At 57.6% G+C, this 20,120-nt stretch carries 17 protein-coding genes; 4 read left to right on the forward strand and 13 right to left on the reverse strand.

What is annotated here, in order from left to right:
* The first annotated feature begins 181 nt into the window (after nt 1-181).
* From OA90_RS17400 to OA90_RS17410, 3 genes are read left to right on the forward strand one after another with little or no spacing between them, the layout of a single operon-like run.
* Nucleotides 182-1,288, forward strand: coding sequence for a serine protease (locus OA90_RS17400; RefSeq protein ID WP_068414758.1), 1,107 nt, complete (start codon nt 182-184; stop codon nt 1,286-1,288).
* A gap of 11 nt (nt 1,289-1,299) precedes the next feature.
* Nucleotides 1,300-2,574, forward strand: a complete 1,275-nt coding sequence (locus tag OA90_RS17405) for a hypothetical protein (RefSeq protein WP_068414759.1) — start codon at nt 1,300-1,302, stop codon at nt 2,572-2,574.
* Between the two features lie 14 nt (nt 2,575-2,588).
* Nucleotides 2,589-4,601 carry a pentapeptide repeat-containing protein gene (locus OA90_RS17410; protein ID WP_068414762.1) on the forward strand — a complete coding sequence of 671 codons (2,013 nt, stop codon included), beginning with the start codon at nt 2,589-2,591 and terminating at the stop codon, nt 4,599-4,601.
* A 527-nt stretch (nt 4,602-5,128) separates the two neighbouring features.
* Here the strand turns inward: OA90_RS17410 and OA90_RS28080 are convergent.
* From OA90_RS28080 to OA90_RS17440, 3 genes are all read right to left on the reverse strand, one after another.
* Nucleotides 5,129-6,751: a relaxase/mobilization nuclease domain-containing protein gene (locus OA90_RS28080; RefSeq protein WP_156510549.1), complete on the reverse strand. Its 1,623-nt coding sequence runs from the start codon at nt 6,749-6,751 to the stop codon at nt 5,129-5,131.
* On the reverse strand, nt 6,741-7,073 hold the full coding sequence (mobC, locus tag OA90_RS17435; protein WP_068414779.1) for a plasmid mobilization relaxosome protein MobC: 333 nt from the start codon (nt 7,071-7,073) through the stop codon (nt 6,741-6,743). The genes OA90_RS28080 and mobC overlap by 11 nt, the downstream gene beginning before the upstream one ends.
* A gap of 125 nt (nt 7,074-7,198) precedes the next feature.
* The gene (locus tag OA90_RS17440; RefSeq protein WP_068414782.1) at nt 7,199-7,957 is read right to left on the reverse strand and encodes a helix-turn-helix domain-containing protein; all 759 of its coding nucleotides are present in this window, start codon (nt 7,955-7,957) and stop codon (nt 7,199-7,201) included.
* Between the two features lie 470 nt (nt 7,958-8,427).
* Here OA90_RS17440 and OA90_RS17445 point away from each other — a divergent pair, with 470 nt between their 5' ends.
* Nucleotides 8,428-9,459 (forward strand): LacI family DNA-binding transcriptional regulator, encoded by a 1,032-nt coding sequence (locus tag OA90_RS17445; RefSeq protein WP_068414785.1) that lies wholly within the window; start codon nt 8,428-8,430, stop codon nt 9,457-9,459.
* On the opposite strand, the gene OA90_RS17450 is transcribed toward OA90_RS17445, so the two are convergent.
* From OA90_RS17450 to OA90_RS17495, 10 genes are all read right to left on the reverse strand, one after another.
* Complete coding sequence (locus OA90_RS17450) at nt 9,454-10,428, reverse strand: hypothetical protein (protein WP_068414788.1); 975 nt, start codon at nt 10,426-10,428, stop codon at nt 9,454-9,456. The genes OA90_RS17445 and OA90_RS17450 overlap by 6 nt on opposite strands.
* Nucleotides 10,425-11,390, reverse strand: a complete 966-nt coding sequence (locus OA90_RS17455; RefSeq protein WP_068414791.1) for an ABC transporter permease — start codon at nt 11,388-11,390, stop codon at nt 10,425-10,427. The genes OA90_RS17450 and OA90_RS17455 overlap by 4 nt, the downstream gene beginning before the upstream one ends.
* The gene (locus OA90_RS17460; protein ID WP_068414796.1) at nt 11,387-12,898 is read right to left on the reverse strand and encodes a sugar ABC transporter ATP-binding protein; all 1,512 of its coding nucleotides are present in this window, start codon (nt 12,896-12,898) and stop codon (nt 11,387-11,389) included. Before OA90_RS17460 ends, OA90_RS17455 begins: the two co-directional genes overlap by 4 nt.
* A 68-nt stretch (nt 12,899-12,966) precedes the next feature.
* The gene (locus OA90_RS17465) at nt 12,967-13,932 is read right to left on the reverse strand and encodes a substrate-binding domain-containing protein (protein WP_068414798.1); all 966 of its coding nucleotides are present in this window, start codon (nt 13,930-13,932) and stop codon (nt 12,967-12,969) included.
* 37 nt (nt 13,933-13,969) lie between these two features.
* Entirely contained in the window at nt 13,970-15,007 is a 1,038-nt protein-coding gene (locus tag OA90_RS17470; protein WP_068414801.1) for a carbohydrate kinase family protein, read from the reverse strand.
* Nucleotides 15,004-15,669: a D-lyxose/D-mannose family sugar isomerase gene (locus OA90_RS17475; RefSeq protein ID WP_068414804.1), complete on the reverse strand. Its 666-nt coding sequence runs from the start codon at nt 15,667-15,669 to the stop codon at nt 15,004-15,006. Before OA90_RS17475 ends, OA90_RS17470 begins: the two co-directional genes overlap by 4 nt.
* A complete protein-coding gene (locus OA90_RS17480) occupies nt 15,669-16,817 on the reverse strand; it encodes a Gfo/Idh/MocA family oxidoreductase (protein ID WP_068414807.1) in 1,149 nt (382 codons plus the stop codon). The genes OA90_RS17475 and OA90_RS17480 overlap by 1 nt, the downstream gene beginning before the upstream one ends.
* On the reverse strand, nt 16,814-17,644 hold the full coding sequence (locus OA90_RS17485) for an aldolase (RefSeq protein WP_068415004.1): 831 nt from the start codon (nt 17,642-17,644) through the stop codon (nt 16,814-16,816). The genes OA90_RS17480 and OA90_RS17485 overlap by 4 nt, the downstream gene beginning before the upstream one ends.
* A gap of 701 nt (nt 17,645-18,345) precedes the next feature.
* On the reverse strand, nt 18,346-19,083 hold the full coding sequence (locus OA90_RS17490) for a LytTR family DNA-binding domain-containing protein (protein ID WP_068414810.1): 738 nt from the start codon (nt 19,081-19,083) through the stop codon (nt 18,346-18,348).
* Nucleotides 19,071-20,054: a histidine kinase gene (locus tag OA90_RS17495; RefSeq protein ID WP_068414813.1), complete on the reverse strand. Its 984-nt coding sequence runs from the start codon at nt 20,052-20,054 to the stop codon at nt 19,071-19,073. The genes OA90_RS17490 and OA90_RS17495 overlap by 13 nt, the downstream gene beginning before the upstream one ends.
* Between the last annotated feature and the right edge of the window lie 66 nt (nt 20,055-20,120).

Below are 20,120 nucleotides of genomic sequence, written 5' to 3' on the forward strand. Positions count from 1 at the left end.
ATCCTCCGATTGTCGATTTTGACAGTGTTTACATTCAACAATCAACCCTGAATAGAAATTTCGACGGGGGCAAGTTGGTGTCTCCCGGCCAAAGCATTCGGTAGTATGAAAAACAACCTGCAACCTCGACAGCATTATCCGGCGCAGGACATTTGATTTAGATATAGGGATGGCGTGAACAATGACGCTCACTCCAAAACAGGTTCAGGATCTGGCCCGGTTATTAGCCGGCACCTTGAGCAAGGACGATCTTGAAGACATCGTGGAACTCAGCACTGGCGACGGCCTCTTCGAATTCTGGGTCGGCGAAGGCAAGCCGTTGCAGCGGACCATTCAGGATTTTCTGAAAGAGACCGAGCTGGAGGGCATCACCCGGGAATTTCTGGCGGAGGTCTACCGGAAAAGACCGAACCGCAACGACGTGCGCATCGAGATCGCCCTTCTGTTTCCGGAAATCGTCGACCTGGCCAGTCGGGCTCCTCCCGAGTTCGCCATGCAGAAAAGTGGGGTTGCCGAGGCGTCGGTTTCTTCGGGAAGCTACGCTCCCGGGCTTCAACGGGTGATCAAGCCGCACCTGCATCACCAGAATATCGGCACCTGGGCAAAGAACCTACTGAGAGTGCAACGCCAGGTCTGCCGGCTCGAAATCGGCGGAGCGGCCGCAGGCACCGGGTTTCTCGTCGGGCCAGATTGCGTACTGACCAACTGGCATGTCGTCGAACATGCCGGCACCGTGCAAATCGTCTGCCGCTTCGACTACCAGGCGCTGGTCACCGGCGGACGGGACGAAGGAGTTGCTGTGTCCGTCAGCGGCAATGCGCCCCTTGCCTTCAGCCCTTATGCGAAGGCGGAGGTAACCGAGACGCCTGACGATCCGCCGCCGACCGCCGATGAACTGGATTTTGCCCTGCTGGCGCTCGACCGGCCTATCGGCAGCGAATTCGTGGCCGGCGAGGAACGCGGATGGATCACGCTTCCCGCGGAGGAAGCAGATCTGCAGACCGGGGATCCGCTGATCATCGTGCAGCACCCGGACGGCATGCCCATGAAACTGGCGATCGACACCGAAGCGGTGCTCGATTCACCTGTTCCGGAGCGGATCCGATACTCGACCAACACGCTGAACGGGTCGTCCGGATCCCCGTGCCTGACGATGGAATGGGCTTTGGTCGCGCTGCATCATCTCGGCGACCCGGCCTGGGGCAAACCGGTCTTCAACCAGGGCATTCCCGCGCATCTCATTCGCCAGAAGATCAAAAGTGCCGGCAAGGAAAGCCATCTCGGCTGAAAGGATGGACCATGTTTTTCGAAACCCTGGATTCAAGCGCTTTCGCAACAACAATAAACTGCAGACTGACAAAGGAAGATTTGAAAACCATCCTGAAAACCCTGTATCTCGAGGAATGTGTCTACGAAAAATGTAATGCTGAAGGCCAGTCGGATTACAAGTTCGCTCAGGAATGCATCAATTACTTCCTGCGCCACGGAACCATTGCGGCCTTTTTCATGAATCTGGCGCGGCTGAGCAATGTCGATGAAGACCTGCGCACGACACTTGTTGACAAGATCCGGACAGAAAGCCGGAAGATGCAGGATGTCGCGGCGGCTGTACGCATGATCGCGGAAACGCTGGATGCGCACCGGAACTTGGAACCGTTGCAGCAGGCGATGCAGCAATATCTCGGGCGCTTCGTGGCCCATGTTGCCGGCTCCCTCCATCACCCGGGCGTGCTCAAGGACCTGATTGACCTTGCAGGCGATCTGGATCGTCTGCTCAAAAATTTCGACGGGCAAGAAGCTGCTGACCCGGCCGCTACAGATGACACGGCAACGGAGATCGCAGGCCGTCTGAAGCGGATCAAACAGAAGCTCGACACGATCTGCAACGGCGACATCGACCCACGGCATCGGGACGGGCTCGACAGAGCCATCCAGATTTTCAACGGTGCGGTTCAGACGGGCGACAAGGCCCAGCTTCAAAGCGCCGCCAATGTGGTGAATTATATGCTGAAGCCGCTGACGGGTCTGCTTCTCCTACCCGCCTTGCAGCATTCGCAATGCGTGTCGTTCGAGCACATTGCGGTCATCCTGCGCTATGTCGCGCTGCAAACCGATCCGTTCAAGCGCCCCATGCTGAACTGCCGCGGCATCGTGTTGCACAAGGGGGACATCTACATCCGCTGGCTCGACGCGGTGAAAGACCTCGATGCGCTGATCGATAGAATTTCGCTTCAGGCCGGACGCAGGAACGACGTCTGGCTCGTCGCGGCCGCCACGGACTGGCCCGTTTCGCGAACCATGGTGCGGACCCTTTGCCTTCTTGCCGCCGAAGACACCGGCACGGAAGCTGCTATCCGCGACGAAGACGAGCGGCATGCCGCCGTGGAGGGGGCGAAGCTGCGCGCGGAGGCCGGGTTGCCGAGTGCTCTGGAAGACCTGCGCGACAGGCTGCTGGACTACCGGGATTTTGCGACAAAACAAGCCGATCTACAGGCGGTGAAAGTCGCCGCCGAACTGGCGGGCCTCGCAGGACTCAACGCCATTCTCGAAAACATTCAGCAGACATTTCACTGACGGCGGGCCATCGTATGTTCAAATCCACTGACAACAAAGCGCTCCTGGGCCTGGAAAAGGAACATGCCGCGCTCAAGCGACAGGCCGAGACTGCCAAGCCTGGCAAGGAGGCCGATCCCGCACTCCTGAAAAAAATCGAAAGCCTGATGCAGTCGCTGATCGAAAGCGGCTCCGGGTTGCGGCGCTCGCAGGATCGCGAATCCGCGCAGGCAAAGCTCGACTACTGGTCGGCCCAGCTTCTTTTTCTCGCGCCGACACATAAGCTGACGGCAACCCTGCCCCGTATCGCGCCTTACAAGGACCGGCAACCCCCGCCGGCGGGTGAAGGGCCGGCACCGTCTCTGCCTTTCGCCCCGGTGCCGGAGAACGCGCCCTCCCAGCCTTCGGACCCGGACCGGCAGCCCGACGACAGCGATCAGGGGGAGGAAATTTCCGCGGAGGTCCTCCGGGACAGCCGCGAACTCATCCGGCTGAGCTCATTTGCGCGTCAATGGCGCACGAGAGGCCGGTCCAGGGACTATCTCATTCGTGGAAAAGCGCTCCAGACGGCGATCGATGCCGGCTATGGCCGGCGCGATCCCGATATCGCCTCCTACCTCGATGCAAGCAAGGCGCATGACCAGAAGATCAGGAGGTTCAAGTACGCCTTGAGCCTTTTCGGTGCAATCCTCCTAGGCTCCGCGCTGACCTATGCCTCGTGGGGGAAAATTGACGCCATCCTCGTGCACTCCCTGAACCGCGACGAAATCGAACGGGTGGTGGCCAAGGCCGATCCGGCAGATCTTGAGGCCGCGGCGGGTCGCGTCGCCGCTCTCAGGAAACTGAAGGACATCAAGTCGATCAATCTCTTCTCCGGAAGAACGATCGATTATCTCGACCTCTTCTACGAGGAAATCGACTTTCCCATCAACCTGACGGAAGCTAGGCTGATTGCGCTGCAGATGCAGGGCATCCGGCGCCCCGGAGCGCCGGAGCTGACATTCGCGAGCGCCTCCCTGCAGGATGCCCGGTTTCTCAACGCCACCCTGCTCGGCGCGATCTTCGACGATTGCCAGATTACGAGCACCTACACGCCGCCGCAGGGCACAGGCTATGATTTCACGTCCTTCAAAGCCGCAGATGCGCGGCACGCCAGCTTCACGGGATGCACGATTTCGAACGCCTTTTTCCAAAGCACGAATCTCGAGGGAAGTCATTTCGACAACACGGAGATTGCCGACACGAGTTATGTCGAAGCCAATCTCAGGAATGCCAGTTTCAGGGGCGCGGATATCCGGGATACCGTGTTCGACTACGCCGACGTTACCGGTGCCGATTTCGATGGCGCTGTCGTTACCATCCACGAGCCCTTGTTTGCCTGGTGGACGGCCCACTGGGACGAAGAGGAGTTTGAACGCCTGAACACGGACTATCCGTTGAAGCAGATCCTCGAAAACGTACAATTTGCCAAATACCGGGCGGCACAGGACCTGGAGAAAGAGCTGGATGTGCGGCGCGCCAGGACACTCTACGAACAGATCGACATCACCGGCGTCGCCAAATACGACAAGTCCCTGCTGGAAGACCGTCTGGTGGACGCCCGCAACAGCTGGGCCTGGTCAAAGGCAATCAACGGCGCCGTCTACGGCGTTTCGGCGGGCGGGGATGCCGAGAATATCGCCCGCGAGGCGCTTGCCATGGCAAAGACGCCGCATTCTGTCGCCAATACGCTCGGTTATATTCTTCTGCAGAAAGGGCGCTACACGGAAGCTGTGACGGTCTTTCAGGAATTTCTGACGATTGATCCGGGTCTGTTCCCTCCGGTTCAAACGAAAAGGACTGCCCAGGGCAGTGTGGTCCCGATGGATCCGAAATGGCTGTATTATTTCTGGGCGGCGCTCAAGGGGAACAGCGACCCGGAGACGGCCGATCCCGAAACTACTGCGCTGGTCGAACGAACCATTTGCGAAACAGGCCAGGACAAGCTCTTCAAGCCAACGCACGAGCGCGTGCTCCTTGAGATCCCGCTGAAAGTGGATTGCCGATAAGGTTTTAGCGCGCGTAGAGGCAGCTATTGTTTGGGCACGGGCTCGCTTCAGCTGTATTCTTCAGAGCACCGCCGAAAGACACCGCAATCGCCAGGACAGCACAGACCGTCGCCATACGAATGAGGCTCAGATTTTTAAACTTACGCAGCATCACATAATCCTTTCGGTATGATTGTAGCGAAAAGTGCATGTCGCTTCAAGGTTGCAACTTCTCCGCGTTTAGACACTCTTCTAGCGTCTTCAGCCTGAACCATTGCTGAACGGTCACGGTACAATTGAGAAGTCCAAAATTATTTTGCAGCTAACAGTCTTTCTTAGGATGTATTCTAAAATGTCTGAAGCGGGGTGCGAAGCAGCCATTCATTGAGACGGTGCCCGAAGTCAACTTAGGGCAAAAGTCTCCGCACCCTAGGTGCAGCTGGGATGTCCGCTTTGGTGATCCAATTGTGAGAACCGGACTGTCGACTTACGGCCCCATTCTGGTCACTAAACTTTGAGCTCTACAAACAGAAACTCGTTGCCCAACGCTAGCGTTCCATTTCTTTATGGCGAGGTGTCTTCATCGCCCTTTGCTTTGAACGCTGCTGAGTTCCCTCAGTGCCTCGCATAACTCGTCCACCGATCTGCCGGGGGATTTCGACGCGCTGAGCAAGTCGAGCAAAACCTCGTTGAAGGCCTGCTGCGAGCTGATGGACCTGTCGAGCAACGTCTCGAGTTCGGTCAGCCGCTCTTCTAGCAAGCCGGTCGAGCGCCTTTCCAATTGTTCCAGCTGAGCGGTCGAATGTTCGAAGGCGTTGGTCAAGCGTTCGACCAAGCTTAGCAACCCGCGCTCGAGCGGCGTCAGGGTTTGTTGGGATGGCAGATTCGGTGCGGAGGGATTGTCGTCTGTCATGGTGCTCTACTCGGTTAGGTGGCAGGAGAAATTCCCGTCTATGTCCCGGCAACGCTCGTACGTGCCGGTTTTCGTGTCGAAGATCAGGATGGGAAAGTCCGTGTAGGTTGTCTGATTGAAAGCCGAGGCGATCAGCGCCCCTCTCAAGTGGTTCTCCAGGAACAGGACCCCGCCGAGGGTCAGGACGACCGAGACCAGGACCGCTGCCGATAGTTTCAACAAGCGGTTCTTCGCTGCCAATCTCTCGTTTTCCGCCATGCTTATTTTCAGCTGATGGATCTGTTCCTCGCTCGACCTCAAGTGCCTTTCTAAGGTCGCGCTCAGCTGCTCCTGGGATGAGCGGATATCTTTGCTGATTGTAGAGCCTGCGCTTTTCAACATGCGCTCGATATTTGTCTCTGAGGTCTGAAAGGCTTCGAGCAGCGAGGCGTTCTGATCCTGGTGCGCTTGCTCGATGGTCTCGCTCAGCCGCTCTCTCAGCGGTCTTCTCTCTGGTCCAATCTGCATGAAAAATGTCTCCCTTGAGCCGCCAGCGGGTGCCGCTGTCCGGGTCCTTGACTGTGAGATAGGTTTTGCCCTGGCGGGGCAGTTCGAAGCCGGCGCCTTCAAGCGCGGCGACCATGTCCGGCCGGGACGAGATCTGACCGGCGACGATCAGGTCTTCCAGCCAGTGCTGGATGTCTTCGCGACCTTGGGCCCGAAGTTTCTTCTCCGGTAGCTGCTTGATGTCCTGTGATCTGGCCGGATCCTGTGGATCGGCCCAGCCATGCTCCTTGTTGAGCATGTCGCGCAGGCTATCCATCGCCTTCTGATAGCCGGGCGGGGCGATGTTCAGGCTCTTGCCGGAAGTCAGCTCCATGCGCGGCGTGCAGAAATGCAGTTCCACGCGGCCCTCATGGCTGTGCCGGACCCAGAGCATGTGCACCTGGTCGCGATCCAGACCGGCGAAGGCAAGCTCGTCGAAGGCATCCATAACTGCCTGCTGCTGCTCTTCGGTCGGATGATCGTCCCTATCGAAGCTGATCACGCCCGCCCGGTACGTCCAGGCGTGCGGGCAGGCGTCGATCAGGGCACGAGTGTGGTCCGGGTTGCCCGCCAACACCTCCGGCAACGGATCGCGGCTCTTCATCAGCGGGACGCCAGCATCGTCGCGGATGAGATCGCGATTTCCGTCGTACGCAAGCACATGAGAGGCGATCAGATAATCGACCGGTGCCGCGCCGCCACCCTTGCCACTGCGGAACAGCTTAATCAGCATGATCGGCATCCTGCTGGTGATGGCTGGCAAGCAGGGCCGCCATCTGGCGCTCGATGCCGATCAGCTCCGCGAGCAGCTGCAGGCCGTCGAGCTGACGCATGTCGCCGGCCGCCTGGGCGGCGTTCACGGCGCGGGCGATCTGGTTCAGGTTGGTGCCGATGCGGCTGAGCGCCGTCACAAGCTGCGGATCGACCTGCGGAGTGGCACGGCGGCGCGAGGCTTTGATCAGCCCCAAGGCTCCGCGCAACAGCTCCGAGACGGAGATCTTGTCGGCGGCGGCGCGGCGCTTGAGATGTCTCTTTTCCTCGGTCGTACAGCGCATAACAACCGTCTCGGCGAGACGGGCCGTTTGCGGTCTGGAGGGGTTCGAAGGGGAGGCCTGCCGCCCCTCGCAAGGTCCTGTGTCGTATGACACGGGTCGCCTTGCTCTTGTCAGATCCGCCGCAGTCATGCCGCTTGCCTACAGGCTGCTTGCGAGGCCGATCGGTGTGCAATTGCCGGCAGTCGGTTCAGGAAATACGACAGGCAATCCTGCTCTTTGTCCGAGTCCGCTTCCGGTGGCCATCGGCCGGGAAGCTGGTATCCGGATGAACCGTTCACGCTGGTTGCGAGATTGAACCGCGCCAGGTCGGGCAGGGTCTTTTCGGAAAGCCAGGCGTTCCATTCCTCGACCTGCCGGGTCTGGTTTTTTGGAAGAACGACGACGGGAATGGAACGGCGAGGAGCCGCCTCCGCGCGCGCCTCACGCGCGTTAGGTTTTTTATTTATTTCTTTCTCTAAGTTTGGTGGACAGATTTGACCGCCTTCGCCGGACACATCTGACCGCCTTTCGGGACAGATCTGTCCGCCTTCCGACCGGGCAAGGGGGACAGATTTGTCCGTCTTTTCTCGAAGCTCTGAAGCCTTTAGGATCGAGGCGTCGGTAGGGCGATACTCCGTATTGTGCCCGACACCATTCCCGCGTTGAACGCCAAGCCAGCCACCTTCTTCAAGATCGCGGATGGCACGCTGGATGGATTTGACACTCTTGCCGGTTGCTTCGGCAATGGTCTTGTAGGACGGCCACGCCTTCTCGGTGTGGCCGTTTACATGTGCGGTCACGATATAGAGCGCGACGCACTTGGCATTGTCGTTGATATTGGCATCGCAGCTCAGCAGACGCAGCCACTGAAGCTTCACTTCCCGGAACGGACGGCGCTCGCTCATGCGTGCCTCCAGAGACCCGCCTGGGCGGCAATTTTGCGTGAGGTAGAGCGGCAAAATGGTGGGACAACGGCTTTTGTAAGCCATTGAAATCCTTTAGGCAGGTGTTTTGTCCCACACTTCGCTAAGCTATTGATTTTCTTCAGTTTGGCTAGGCCCTCCGGGCCCACCACTCCTCTTTTGAGGTGTTGATTTTCCTGCATGTTTTCTGATCATTCGCCAAAGAGTTCGTTCACTCTCAGGGATTGGGAAATCGGAGGGTATCAGATGGCAATCAAGCGATTGTTCAATCTGTTCTCATAACGTTTGCAAGTTGGCCAAAATCGCAGCTTCGGGCCCTTTGGGCCTATTCGCGCAGATAGACGCTAAAGTCAGATCGGTATCGCAACGGGCTGTGTATGCTGCAGAAAACCCAACTGGCCTTTCTTGTGGCAGGCATTTAAGCTTGCCGTTTTCAGGGAAAGCTATTTCGCGTGTCATCAAAATACCCAAAACAGCAACCGACAAGTGTAAAGGATGTCGCGAGACTTTCAGGCACGTCGCTTGGAACCGTATCGAGAGTCCTGAACAAGAGCTCCTCGGTGAGCGCGAAGGCGCGCGCGCAGGTCGAGAAGGCCATCGCGGAGCTCGGGTATGAGCCAAATGCCGGTGCACGTCAGATGCGCAGTGGACGCAGCGGGCTTGTCGGAGTCCTGCTGCCCAGCCTCGATGTTCCCTTTTTTGGTATTCTGGCACAGGGACTCGAGCAGGCCTTGTTTGCCAATGGCTATCACTGTCTGATCTGCAATACCGAGGAGAATGTGGACAATGAAAAGCGATATATATCGACCTTGATTGGCCAGCAGGTGGATGGGATTATTGCAGCTGCAGTTGCAACCACAGAGAATTTCAAGCGCCTGTCGGATCAGAACATACCCATCATTGCCGTTGACCGTTCGCCAGACGGAATCACGGACAATCTTGTGTCAGTGGATCATCAAGAAGGTGGGCGGCTGATGGCCGAGTATCTGTTGCGCCTGGGGCATCGCCAATTTGGCATTGTCGCGGCCCCCACCCATTCGATGCCCATCACCCTGCGCCTGAAGGGGATCGAAGAGGCTTTGGCGGAACACGGGCTCAAGCCGGTCAGCGTATCGCTTGGAGAAGAGCATAGTTTTGATGCCTGTTTTGCCCTTGCGCGCAGCGTGCTGGCGCACTCGCGGCCAACCGTGCTTATTGGAACGACCGACATTGCAGCGATCGGGGCCATCCATGCGGCCCATGAATGCGGTCTGCGCATTCCGCAGGATATTTCGGTGATTGGCTTCGATAATCTGCCTCAGAGCGCCCATATAATTCCGACATTGACCACGGTGGAGCAGCCTATTTCCTTGCTGGGAGAGTTATCCGCAAAAATGCTGTTGAACAGGATCGACCCCGTGCGGTTCGTGCAGCCGGATCTTTCGCAGTTGAGCTTACGAATTATCGAGCGTGACAGCACGGGTGTGGCTCCGCAAGTCTTATAGCGCTGCGACGGAAATGCTGTAATTGGTTGTGAAGGGGTGATCTGGCGTCAGCGTCCGGACTGTGCGCACCCCGGCCCTTTGCAGCGGGTTATCCGCCGCTGAAACTGAAGTCCCCAAATCAAATGCGGCGCAAACCGGTTCGACGCCAAGCGCCCAGTGCCGCCCGTTCCATGGTGCCGCACTGCGCCCACCATTGCTGATCCACAAAAGAAGCGATGGAAACACCTCTGGTTCCCAGTTCAGCGTGACCCGGTAGTTTTCCACGTGGTTCTCGAGCGAGAACCTCCCGTCGCTGCCGGTGAGCAACAGGAGTGTCTCGGATCTTTCGGGGTAGGGCAGGGCCAAGGGATCAAACCCGAGGCCGGTTAAATCTTCGATCCGGAATGGCGCGGAGCGGGAGAACGCAGGCATGCCGCCGGTGTCTGCGGGATAGCAATAGACCTGATCATGATCCCCCGGGCACAGCCGTGCCTGACCCGTTTCCGGGGGCAGGCGAAACACCGGGTGCACCCCAATTGGCAAGGAGGCTTCTCTGCGCATATGAATGCCGAGGCTTATCTCCACCGCCGCCTTTCCGCTGACCCCGCGAACTTGCCGGGTCAGATGATGGACCGGATCGCTTTCTGGATAGGTTATCTTTGCCTGCAGCGCGTGTGATCCGGCGGAGGAGATTTCCCAGTCATGATTTGCGGCAAACCCATGCGGCCAGGGGTCGGGCAAGGGGGATAGGCCCGACCAGTCCCCGGCAAGAGGTTCCTTTGGCGCCATGCCAAAGGGTACACAAGGCCACTCGCCACTCAGGCCGGCCAGGAGCGGCGGGATGTTCCCGGGCAAATCTTCCCCTAGCCACGGGGCTTTGTGCAACGGTGCGACGCGGCGCCCGTCCGGCAGGTCAACCTCAAGCTCGGCCAGTTTCGCCCCGCATCTGGCGAGCCGGGCGCGCCCGCTATCCCAGTCCAGCCATGTCATCTGCGATCAATGAAAAAGTTGATGAACACCGCGCCGAGGATCAGCCCTCCCTTGATCACCTGCTGCACATAGGGATTAAAGCCCCACAGGGTCATCGCATTCAGCAAAACGCCCAGAAACAGCACGCCGATAAAAGCGCCCCAGATCGTGCCCTTGCTGCCAAACAAGCTGATCCCCCCAATGATCACGGCAGAAATCACCTCAAGTTCGAGTCCGCGCGCGATTGTCGGATTGCCCGCATTCACCAGCGAGGAATAGATGATACCCCCTGTTGCTGCGAAGACGCTGGTCGTCATCAGACAGATGGTCTTGGTGCGCCAGACGTTGATGCCCGACAGGCGCGCAGCCTCCATATTGCCCCCGACTGCATAGATCGACCGGCCCAGAGCGGTGAAATTGGCGATCGTGAACGTGATGACAAAGGCGATGGCCAGCAGGTAGACCGGAACGGGAATGCCCCAAAAGCGGCCCGAACCGATGACATAATACCAACTTGGGAAGCTCGAGATCGGAACGCCGTTGGTGATCAGGTTGGCCAGCCCTGCCAGCGTGGCCATCATCGCCAACGAAGTGATGAAGGTTGGCACATTCACCAATTGCCGCAACTTGCCCGACAAAAAACCGACCGAGGCCGCAAACAGCAGCGTTCCGGCAAAAGCCGCAATGACTGTCCATGCGGCGGGTTCAAATGCGTTACCTGCCAGTTTTTCGACGATCCAAGCGGTCAAACAGGCGGAAACGGCAACCATGGAACCCACGCTCAGGTCAATTTCGCCGACTATAATCACAAGCGCCATGCCAAAGGCGATCATGCCCGGCACCGCGATATTCCGCAAAATATTCAGTTGGTTGTTTATCGAAAAGAAGCCCTGTGCTGTCGTGGCAACGATCACATATAACACCATCAGGATGATCAGCATCGAATTGCGGCGCAAAAGAGAAATGAATTTGGTGCGGCTCATGCATCGCTCTCCGGTTGGTTTTTGGAAACAGCCATACAAGCTGCGTAGATGTCTTTTGTGTCGAGACCTTCATTGATGAAGTCTTCCGCGATATGGCCATCGCGCAAAACAAGGATGCGATCGCAGCATTCGGTCAGGTCTTCCAATTCGGTAGAAACGACGATCGAACTGAGACCTTCGCGTGCCTTTTCCCAGATGAGCTCGTAAATCTGCCGCTTTGCCTGCACGTCGACGCCACGGGCAGGCTCATCAAACAACAGAATTTCGGGGGCGTTGTTCATCCAGTTGCCAACAACGATCTTTTGCTGATTGCCCCCGGACAAAGACGACACCGGCAGCATCGGATCACCCGCCTTGATGTGAAGCCCGGCAATCTGAAGGTCGACAAATGGCCGTTCACTGGTGTGGCTGATCCAACCCTTTGGTGCGATCCGGCCAAGTCCGGCAAGGCAAAGGTTGGCATGAGAGGACAAAAGCTGCACCAGGCCGGAATGCTTGCGATCCTCGGACGTATAGCCGATCCCCAGAGCCTTCATCGTTCGGATGTCGGGCCGGGTCACCACCTGACCGTTTACGGCGATTTCACCCTGGTCGGGCAGGAGCGCGCCGAACAGGCAATGCAAAAGCTCAGTGCGCCCAGAGCCTAACATGCCCGCAATGCCAAGAACCTCGCCTGGGTAGAGATCGAAACTGACGTCTTCGAAATGAGGCGCAAGCGCGAGATGGCGAGCGCTCAACACAGGCTCGTCCCGTGTTATCGTATGAACAGGACGCTCAAGCGGCGGTAAATCGCCAAACATCATGTCAAGGATCACAGACGCGCCGGCGTCCTTGATCGGGACTGAATCCACAAACTTGCCATCCCGGATCGCGGTCACGGTGTCCGCGATCTGGTCAAGTTCAGACAGCCGGTGTGTGATATAGATGATGGTGACACCAAGGTCGCGAAGGCGGCGAACCAGGGTAAAAAGTTGCCGAACCTCGGCCTGGGCCAATGCTGACGTGGGTTCGTCCAGTTGAAGCACCTTGGGGCGAAAGCTCATCGCCTTGACGATTTCGACCATTTGTTGCTGGCCGACCGAAAGATCCGCGACACGGGTATTGGGCGCAATGTCCAGCCCACCGATCTCTTCAAACAGGTTCGCGGTGGTGCGGCGCAGCTCTGCCCAATCAACCAGACCCGTGCGTTTTTCCGGCAGGCGGCCAAGGAAAATATTCTCTTCCACAGACAATTCAGGTACGAGGCTCAGTTCCTGATAGACGGTTGCGATGCCTGCCCTTTGTGCTTCACGCGGGTTAGAGAAAACGATCTTTGCGTTGCCGATGCCGATCGACCCGGATGTCGGCTGGATCGCGCCTGACATCATCTTGACGAAGGTGCTTTTGCCCGAGCCGTTCTTGCCGATCAGTGCGTGAACCTGGCCTGCCGCAAACTCGTGCGTAAAACCATCCAGCGCCTTGACCGAACCGTAATGCCTGGTGAGCTGATCAAGGATCAGATTTGTCACGGTGACCTACCTTTGAATTGCGGTATTGGTCTTGCAAGGGGCCCGGTGCGGGCCCCTTGCAAATGACGCTATTGGATGCTTTCGAGGAATGCCTTGACGCCGTCCGGATCAACGCGGCTGAGCAGCAGCGCAGGAACGGTTGTTTGTGCCTCAACAGCTTCGCCTGCCAAAACGGCCAATGCAGCTTCTGCCCCCATGGCGCCCATTTGGATCGGTGCCTGGGCGGTTACCGCTTGCAGGACGTTGTCGCCGGCCAAAAGACCTTTGCCCAACTGTTCCGACCCGTCGATGCCAAAGACAAAAACCTCCCCGGCACGGCCAGCGTTGCGTACGGCTTGCATGGCCCCCACGGTGCCGCCTTCATTTGCTGCATAGATCACGTTGACTTCCGGATGGGCAGTCAAAATATCCGTGGCTACGGTCACTGCAGCTTCCGGCATCCAGGCGTCCTGCTCGGACACGATGTTGATCGTGTTGCCTTCCCCGACTGAAGCCTTGAAGCCGCCCGTCCGGTCGCCGGATTGCTCTGGCAATAGCGACGAGAACGCCAATGTCGCCACATTCGCTTTGCCTCCAAGGTTTTCCTGGATAAACGCCGCCGCGGCGCCACCAGTGGATGCACCAAGATCGCGGTTCGCGGTCGAGAAGGTGGCATGTGCGATGCCTGCATCTGCCAATCCTCCGTTGAGCGCGATGATCGTAATGCCGGCGTCGCGCGCGCGCTTCAAAGCAGGGCCAGAATTTTCAGCAGAAAGCGGGGCAATTACAATCGCGTCCACGCCGCGGGAGATATAGGTGTCGATAGCCTGAATTTCACGCGCCTGATCACCGTCGATGTTGATTTCCAGCACTTCGGCACCGGCAGCTTTGGCCGTTTCGCGGACACCGGTTTGCAGGAACTGCATGAACTGGTCGCCCTGGAAGACGATACTTGCAATCACGGGCGCATCGTTTGCCACCGCGCCAAGCGGGAGCATTGCCGTCATGGCTGCGGTGGTCAGTGCCAGAAATCCGCGTTTGGTAATATTCCTCATTGTCTTTCCTCCTCTGAAGACAGTTTTTGGCATCAATTCACATCATGTGCCGCGAGATGCCTCTTTGCTGCCGGTCCGTTGGACCGGTCAGTTCGCTCATGTTCGGAACCGCTTCGGTGGCTGTAACGCCGCGCAGGGATGCACGAGCAACAGCATGGCCCAGTTCAAGGGCCCGCAGCGGTGTCCAGCTTTCGTGAAGCCCGTACAAAACACCGGCACAAAAACAATCGCCCGCACCCAAGGAGCTTGCGATGTCTTCACTTTGTAAGGGCGTGATAGGACTCGAAATGACCTGTCCGTCAGCGCCGACCCAAAGTGCCTTCTGCGGACAATGAACGATCACGGCTTGCTTAACGCCAAGTTCGGTCAAGGTTGCCGCCATTGATATCAGATCCTGATCACCTGGCGCTTGCCCCGACGTCGGTTCCGGCTGGCCGCTCGCGCGGGCCAATTCAACCTCGTTCAAGATCAAGTAATCGATATGCGGGAGGGCGGCCGCGATGATGCTGGCAAAATCCGGACGATCAATCGAAACAAGATCTACGCAGGTCATCATGCCTGCGGCGCTGGCTCGTGCGAGAACCGTTGCCGCCTGCGGTGTGCCGTCACGTGTGATCCGGTCCAGCTCCGCCAGGAGCGTCAGATACCCGAGGTAGAAGATCCGCGCGGTGTGGGCCTTGAAAACGTCAGGTGCGAAATCTTCTATCGACAGGCTGTCATTCGCCCCACCTTGATAGAAAAACGTGCGGGTCTTCCCCGGAACAGACATCACATGAGTATGCGCTGTTGCAATGTCTGGTTTTTGCGTGAGCAGGTGGGTTGGGAGGCCCCGTTCCTGGCAGCGCGCCAAAACATATTGCCCAAAATCATCTGCACCGATCGCACCCATCGGCCATAAAGGCAATCCGGTTTCAAGCTTGGCCAAAGCCGAGATTACGTTGGCGGCACCACCACCGATATCCTTGTTCTGCCTGCCAATGCGAACAAGGTCGCTTTCTTGAGGCCAGTGATCAATCTCGTGAACGATGTCCACGATCCAGTTGCCCGCACAAATGATCCCCGAGCGCCGGGTCATGAGATAGACCCCACTTCGTTCCACAATGGATGTATCGGAGTTGCGTCTTCAACGATGTCGGAGAACCGTCCCAGAGGATCCAGGAAATAGTTGTCAGCACCATCGTCATTGACCTGGGAAACCTCGCCGCCCAACACCGTGCCGCCGCCGGAGCGGGCGTAGAACCGATGATAAAGGCCGCGCGGTATCGTGACGCTTGACCCTGGCTTCAGACACAGGGGCTCATCGTGTTCCAGCCGATGAACAATGCCATCGCTACGCAGAACGATCGGTTCGTTCACGCCTGCCGGCTGGCGAAATTCGATCATCAGGTCGCCGCCACCGCGATTGATGATGTCCTCCATCTTGTTTTTATGGGTATGAAACGGGGTTTCCTGCTCTTCCCCCACAAACAATAGCTTCTCGGCGTAGGGCAGGCTCGCCGTATCTGATTGGATGCCGTTTCGAAGACAGAAGAGAGTCAGGCCGCGCCGCGCAAAATCACCCGAACCGAAGTCAGTCACGTCCCAGCCCATTTGATGGGCTTGCAACCAATCGCCAAGGTCGGAATTGGATGCATAAGCCTTTGCATCCCAGTCCGCCCATGCGGGTAATGACCAGCGCAAGTCTTCCAAAAGCTCCTTTGCCGCGAGAATGGCCTGATTGATTTCCGATCGTTTCATCAGGCCGTCCCGTAGTTGACCTTGACGACCGAATTTTCGGTGCCGGCTTTCAGGGCTGCGGTCAGGATGGCGTGGTGGTCGGCGGCTTCCGCGGGCGTCACGCAATGGAAACCCTTTGCATCCCCCCCGGCCAGTTCGTCCAGAAAGGCGGCCCACATTTGTTGCAAAGCATCTGGAAAGCCGAACTCGAAGATGCCACCGGTGATGGCAGGGAACAGGGTTTGAAAACCGATATCCTGCACTTGCCAGACCTGATCACCGCCCGTGTAATCCATCCATTGCCACTGGCGCGGGTTCTTGGTGGTGAAGCAGGCGCTTTTCCTGGTGCCAAGAACACGCAGGCTCCAGCTGTTGGAATCGCCTGGCGAAATCCGCCACGTTTTCAGCACCAGCGGAAATCCACCTCCTTCGTCTTCGACATGGCCGGTGATGGTGGCATTGTCCCAAGTTTCGCAAGGCACGGTGCCGCCTTTGCCGTCCGGACGGGTGCGGAAGCGATTGACCAGCGATGCGGACACCCGTGCGGGCTTCCAGCCCAGACGCAAAGGCACATGCAGGACATGCATGCCAAGATCACCCATGCAGCCATATTCACCGTTCACATCGATCATCCGTTTCCAGTTGATCGGTTTGTCGGGATCAAGGTCAGAGGAATGCAGAAACGCTGCCTCAACTTCTATGATCTCTCCAAGATCGCCCGACTGGGCCAGTTTGATGACCTTTTGCGCACCGGGGTAGAATGGCATCTCGGAAGAACACCGCACCATCAACTCGGGGTGCGCGTCGATCGCAGCCTGAATGCGTGCATTCGCAGCGCCATCCATGCCAAAGGGCTTTTCGCCGAGCAGATGCTTTCCAGCCGCCAGGATTTCGGGGTAAACCTGATCGTGCAGCACATGTGGCAAGGCGCAGTAGATCGCCTCGACCTCGGGGTTGGCGAGCATGTCTTTATAATCGGTGGTCTTTTGCGTGACGCTCGGCAGATTGTCCGAAAACCAATCCATCAGACCGGTGTTGGTATCACAAACCGCGACAATTTCCGGGCGCGCCTTGGTGTCGGTCAGGTGCAGCCAACGCGCGGCGGCCGAAGCAAATTCGCGGCCCATAAGCCCGCAACCGATGACACCGAATTTAACAACACGGCTCATGAGATCATGCCCAGTGCATCTTCAACAGATGCGCCGTCGTGCACCACAGCCATCAGCGCTTTCGTCATGCCAGCGGGATTGTCGTGATGGATCACGTTGCGGCCATAGACAATGCCGCGCGCACCTTGCTTCATCAGCTCTTCAGTGCGGTTCAGGATGACCTCATCCGAGACTTTGCCGCCACCGCGGACCAGAACCGGCACGCCTTGGGCAATTTCGATCACGCGGTGGTATTGAGAAACGTCATCGCAGGGATCCGCTTTGATGATATCGGCACCCAGTTCCACGGCCTGGCGCACCAGCGGAAGGATCTTGTCCAGATCTCCATCCACCATATAACCGCCACCTGCTTTTGCATTGTCTTGCATCACCAACGGTTCGACCATCAATGGCATGCCTGACAGATCGCAAGCGCGTTTCAAGCGGTTGATGTTTTGAACGCAGGCCTGATGGATTTGAGGCTGGTCCGGCAGCATCAAAAGATTCACCACGACACAAGCCGCATCAAGGGCCAGGCCCTGTTCGACAGGATCGGCAATTACTTCGGAAAACAGTGATTTGGGCAATGGGTTGCCATAGACGTTGGCAATATCCGTGCGCAAGACCAGAGCAGGGCGCTGTTTGCCGGGAATGGCCTGCAGGATTGTGGCTGTTCCCGGAGGAAGTTGAATGGCATCCGGGGCCGCGCTTGCGACCGTCGCGATGGCATCATGCATATTCTCGATCCCGCCGAGAAAGCTGCGTTCATTGAACATGCCGTGGTCGATAGCCACGTCGAAACAATTGCCAGAAATACCGAATAACCGATTTATGCGTGCAGTCTTCACCTGCGCCACTCCCATGTGTGTTTCCGCTGTTATCAAATTTGGAAACGTTTCCAATACGATTGTCCATTTCGTATCATTTTGTCAATATTCTTTCCCTTATTCTTAATTAATCTAATTAATTCAGTAGTTTATGATCTAAATCCGAAGCCGAAAAAATGGGTGGGCAACCGATGAGCTGCGTCTGTTGATCTGACGCACAGAGAAACAAAAGGGGGATATTGTGTTCCGCTTCTCACCAGAGAACGCCCGGCTTTCCAGGTCGTTCGGCGGAGGTGGGCGCTTCCTCCGGTCTCATCATTTTCGCTTTTGGATTGCTGATTTTCCGGCAGTATTCCTGTTTCTGCCGCACACGATTTGTCGTTGGGAGGAAGCGGCTGTTTTTCAGACCCGTTGAAATTTTCAGACGGTCAAAAGCAGACTTCGCCAGAGGTTCCTGTTCAGTCTTTTGTGGCAGAGCTGGTCATCACTCCCTTTTCCAGCGTTTCGATCACCTCATGTCGGGGGCGCGAAGTGACGTCTGCGTTGGGGGGAGTAAGCAGTTCCCGGCGCGGCCGATGGTCTGTGCCAGCGAAGCCGGACGGGCGGCTTCAGGATTGACCCACCACCATTTATGAAGACGCGGTCTTATCCCATAGCTTCACCCGAGCCTGTGATCCGGATGTCAGCCTGGCATTCCCGGGGGAGGGTTGGGTGTTGAGGTATTAGATCTTGAGGAGTTCCCGCAGACGCCTTGTGCCGGTGCGGCCGAGGTCGACGGTTTCGCTGCAGGAGACGAAATGCAGGCAGCTGCCGCTTGTGCTGCCCCATTCCACTTTGTCTATGTGATCCCTGTTGACGATCAGCGACCGGCTCAGGCGGTGGAAGGGCGGGCTGGGGAGTTCCGGCTCGAATTTCCGCAATAACCTGCCGACCAGATGGCTCTGGCCCGATTGCAGGAATATGCGTGTATAATCGCCTTCGGCCTGCAGCATGGAGATTGTGTGGGCAGAGATCATCATCGATGCCGACGAGGTTTTCAGTTGGATCCTGCCGCCGGTGCCGATTGCCGCGTGATTGCCGCTCACAGCCGGCTCCCTGTCCAGGGCTTGCATTTTCTCGCGGAGTCGCTCGATCGCGGTTTCCAGGCGCTTCGGTGACACGGGTTTCAACAGAAAATCGATCGCCGCGATGTCGAATGCGCCGATCGCATAATTTTCGTGCGCGCTGACGATGATGACGGCTGTGCGGGGCGGCAGGGCGTGAGCCAGTTCGAAACCCGTTTCGCCGATCAGTTCCACATCCAGAAAGACTGCGTCCGGTTCATGCTGGCCGATCAGCCCCTGCGCGGCGGCAATGCTGCCAGCTTCGGCAACGATCTCTATACCGCCATACTGGCCGAGCATCCTTCTCAAACCGCGTCGCGCCGAAGGTTCATCATCGACGAGGATTACACGGCGCATGCGGAACCTTTCAGAATGATCTCGGCGACCACGAACCCCTGCACCTCCCGAATGGAAAGCTCGTTTGCCTCCGGAAAATGGAGGTTCAGGCGCTGTTTTGTATTGGTCAGTCCGATTGATTGACGTTTGTCGTCAGGCGGGGTCAGCACGCCAGTGTTCGAGACCCTGATCCTTACGGTAGCCGCTTCGATTTTCTTGACCTCGACTTTAACGTGGGTCGTGTCGGTGTCGTGCTTCAATCCATGTTTTACCGCATTCTCCACAAGGCCCTGCAGGATCATGTGCGGTATCAGAAAGTCTCTGGCGGCGGGATCAACGGCAACTGTGCAGGTCAGCCTGTCCTCGAAACGGATCTCCTGAATGTGGAGATAGGCGTGCATTGCCTCGATCTCCTCCGACAGTGGACACAGATTCCGCTTTCGCTGGTTGAGGCAATAGCGAAGATAGCCCGCGATCTCGCGCACCATTTGAAGTGCGATATCGGGCCTCTCATGGATTTCCGCAGTGACGGAATTCAGGGCGTTGAACAGGAAGTGCGGAGCGAGCTGGAGCCGCAACTGCTCCAACTCCGAGCGCATGGCCTCCGTCTGGGCCTTGCTGCGCCGCAGCCTTTCCCGCCCTGTCTCGTAGTCCGCTCGCAGACAGTAGTAGGCGAGGGCCCATCCGAGGAGGACAGACGTGTAGAATATCCCCGGCGTGACAGGAGAGTTTAAGGTTTGAGCGAGCGGAAAAAACTGGTCACGCAGAAGCCAGGCCATCCACGTCTGCAACATGCCTCCTAACACACACAGGCCGGCAACCGTCAAAATGACGGGTGCCGCAGTGATCTTCCGCACCCGGGACAGCAAGAAAAGATGCATCAGCGCGGTCAGGAGAAAACCGATGCTGTCCATTGCCAGCGTGAGCGAGAAAGCTGTTCCAATGTCGGAAAAGGCGAGTGTTCGGGCTGAAAAACCGTAAGCGGCTATCATAGCCCACCCGCCAGTGTGCAGTTTCCAGAATGTCCGGTTGTTCTCAGGTTGTCCTTCGTCGGAAGG

Source organism: Labrenzia sp. OB1, assembly GCF_001624695.1.
GTDB lineage: Bacteria > Pseudomonadota > Alphaproteobacteria > Rhizobiales > Stappiaceae > Roseibium.

Bases quoted from the DNA above. Each gene is read 5' to 3' on its own strand.
- OA90_RS17400 (WP_068414758.1), top strand. From the start codon at position 182: ATGACGCTCACTCCAAAACAGGTTCAGGATCTGGCCCGGTTATTAGCC.
- OA90_RS17405 (WP_068414759.1), top strand. From the start codon at position 1,300: ATGTTTTTCGAAACCCTGGATTCAAGCGCTTTCGCAACAACAATAAAC.
- OA90_RS17410 (WP_068414762.1), top strand. From the start codon at position 2,589: ATGTTCAAATCCACTGACAACAAAGCGCTCCTGGGCCTGGAAAAGGAA.
- OA90_RS28080 (WP_156510549.1), bottom strand. From the start codon at position 6,751: ATGCTGATTAAGCTGTTCCGCAGTGGCAAGGGTGGCGGCGCGGCACCG.
- mobC (WP_068414779.1), bottom strand. From the start codon at position 7,073: ATGCGCTGTACGACCGAGGAAAAGAGACATCTCAAGCGCCGCGCCGCC.
- OA90_RS17440 (WP_068414782.1), bottom strand. From the start codon at position 7,957: ATGAGCGAGCGCCGTCCGTTCCGGGAAGTGAAGCTTCAGTGGCTGCGT.
- OA90_RS17450 (WP_068414788.1), bottom strand. From the start codon at position 10,428: ATGACATGGCTGGACTGGGATAGCGGGCGCGCCCGGCTCGCCAGATGC.
- OA90_RS17455 (WP_068414791.1), bottom strand. From the start codon at position 11,390: ATGAGCCGCACCAAATTCATTTCTCTTTTGCGCCGCAATTCGATGCTG.
- OA90_RS17465 (WP_068414798.1), bottom strand. From the start codon at position 13,932: ATGAGGAATATTACCAAACGCGGATTTCTGGCACTGACCACCGCAGCC.
- OA90_RS17470 (WP_068414801.1), bottom strand. From the start codon at position 15,007: ATGACCCGGCGCTCGGGGATCATTTGTGCGGGCAACTGGATCGTGGAC.
- OA90_RS17475 (WP_068414804.1), bottom strand. From the start codon at position 15,669: ATGAAACGATCGGAAATCAATCAGGCCATTCTCGCGGCAAAGGAGCTT.
- OA90_RS17480 (WP_068414807.1), bottom strand. From the start codon at position 16,817: ATGAGCCGTGTTGTTAAATTCGGTGTCATCGGTTGCGGGCTTATGGGC.
- OA90_RS17490 (WP_068414810.1), bottom strand. From the start codon at position 19,083: ATGCGCCGTGTAATCCTCGTCGATGATGAACCTTCGGCGCGACGCGGT.
- OA90_RS17495 (WP_068414813.1), bottom strand. From the start codon at position 20,054: ATGATAGCCGCTTACGGTTTTTCAGCCCGAACACTCGCCTTTTCCGAC.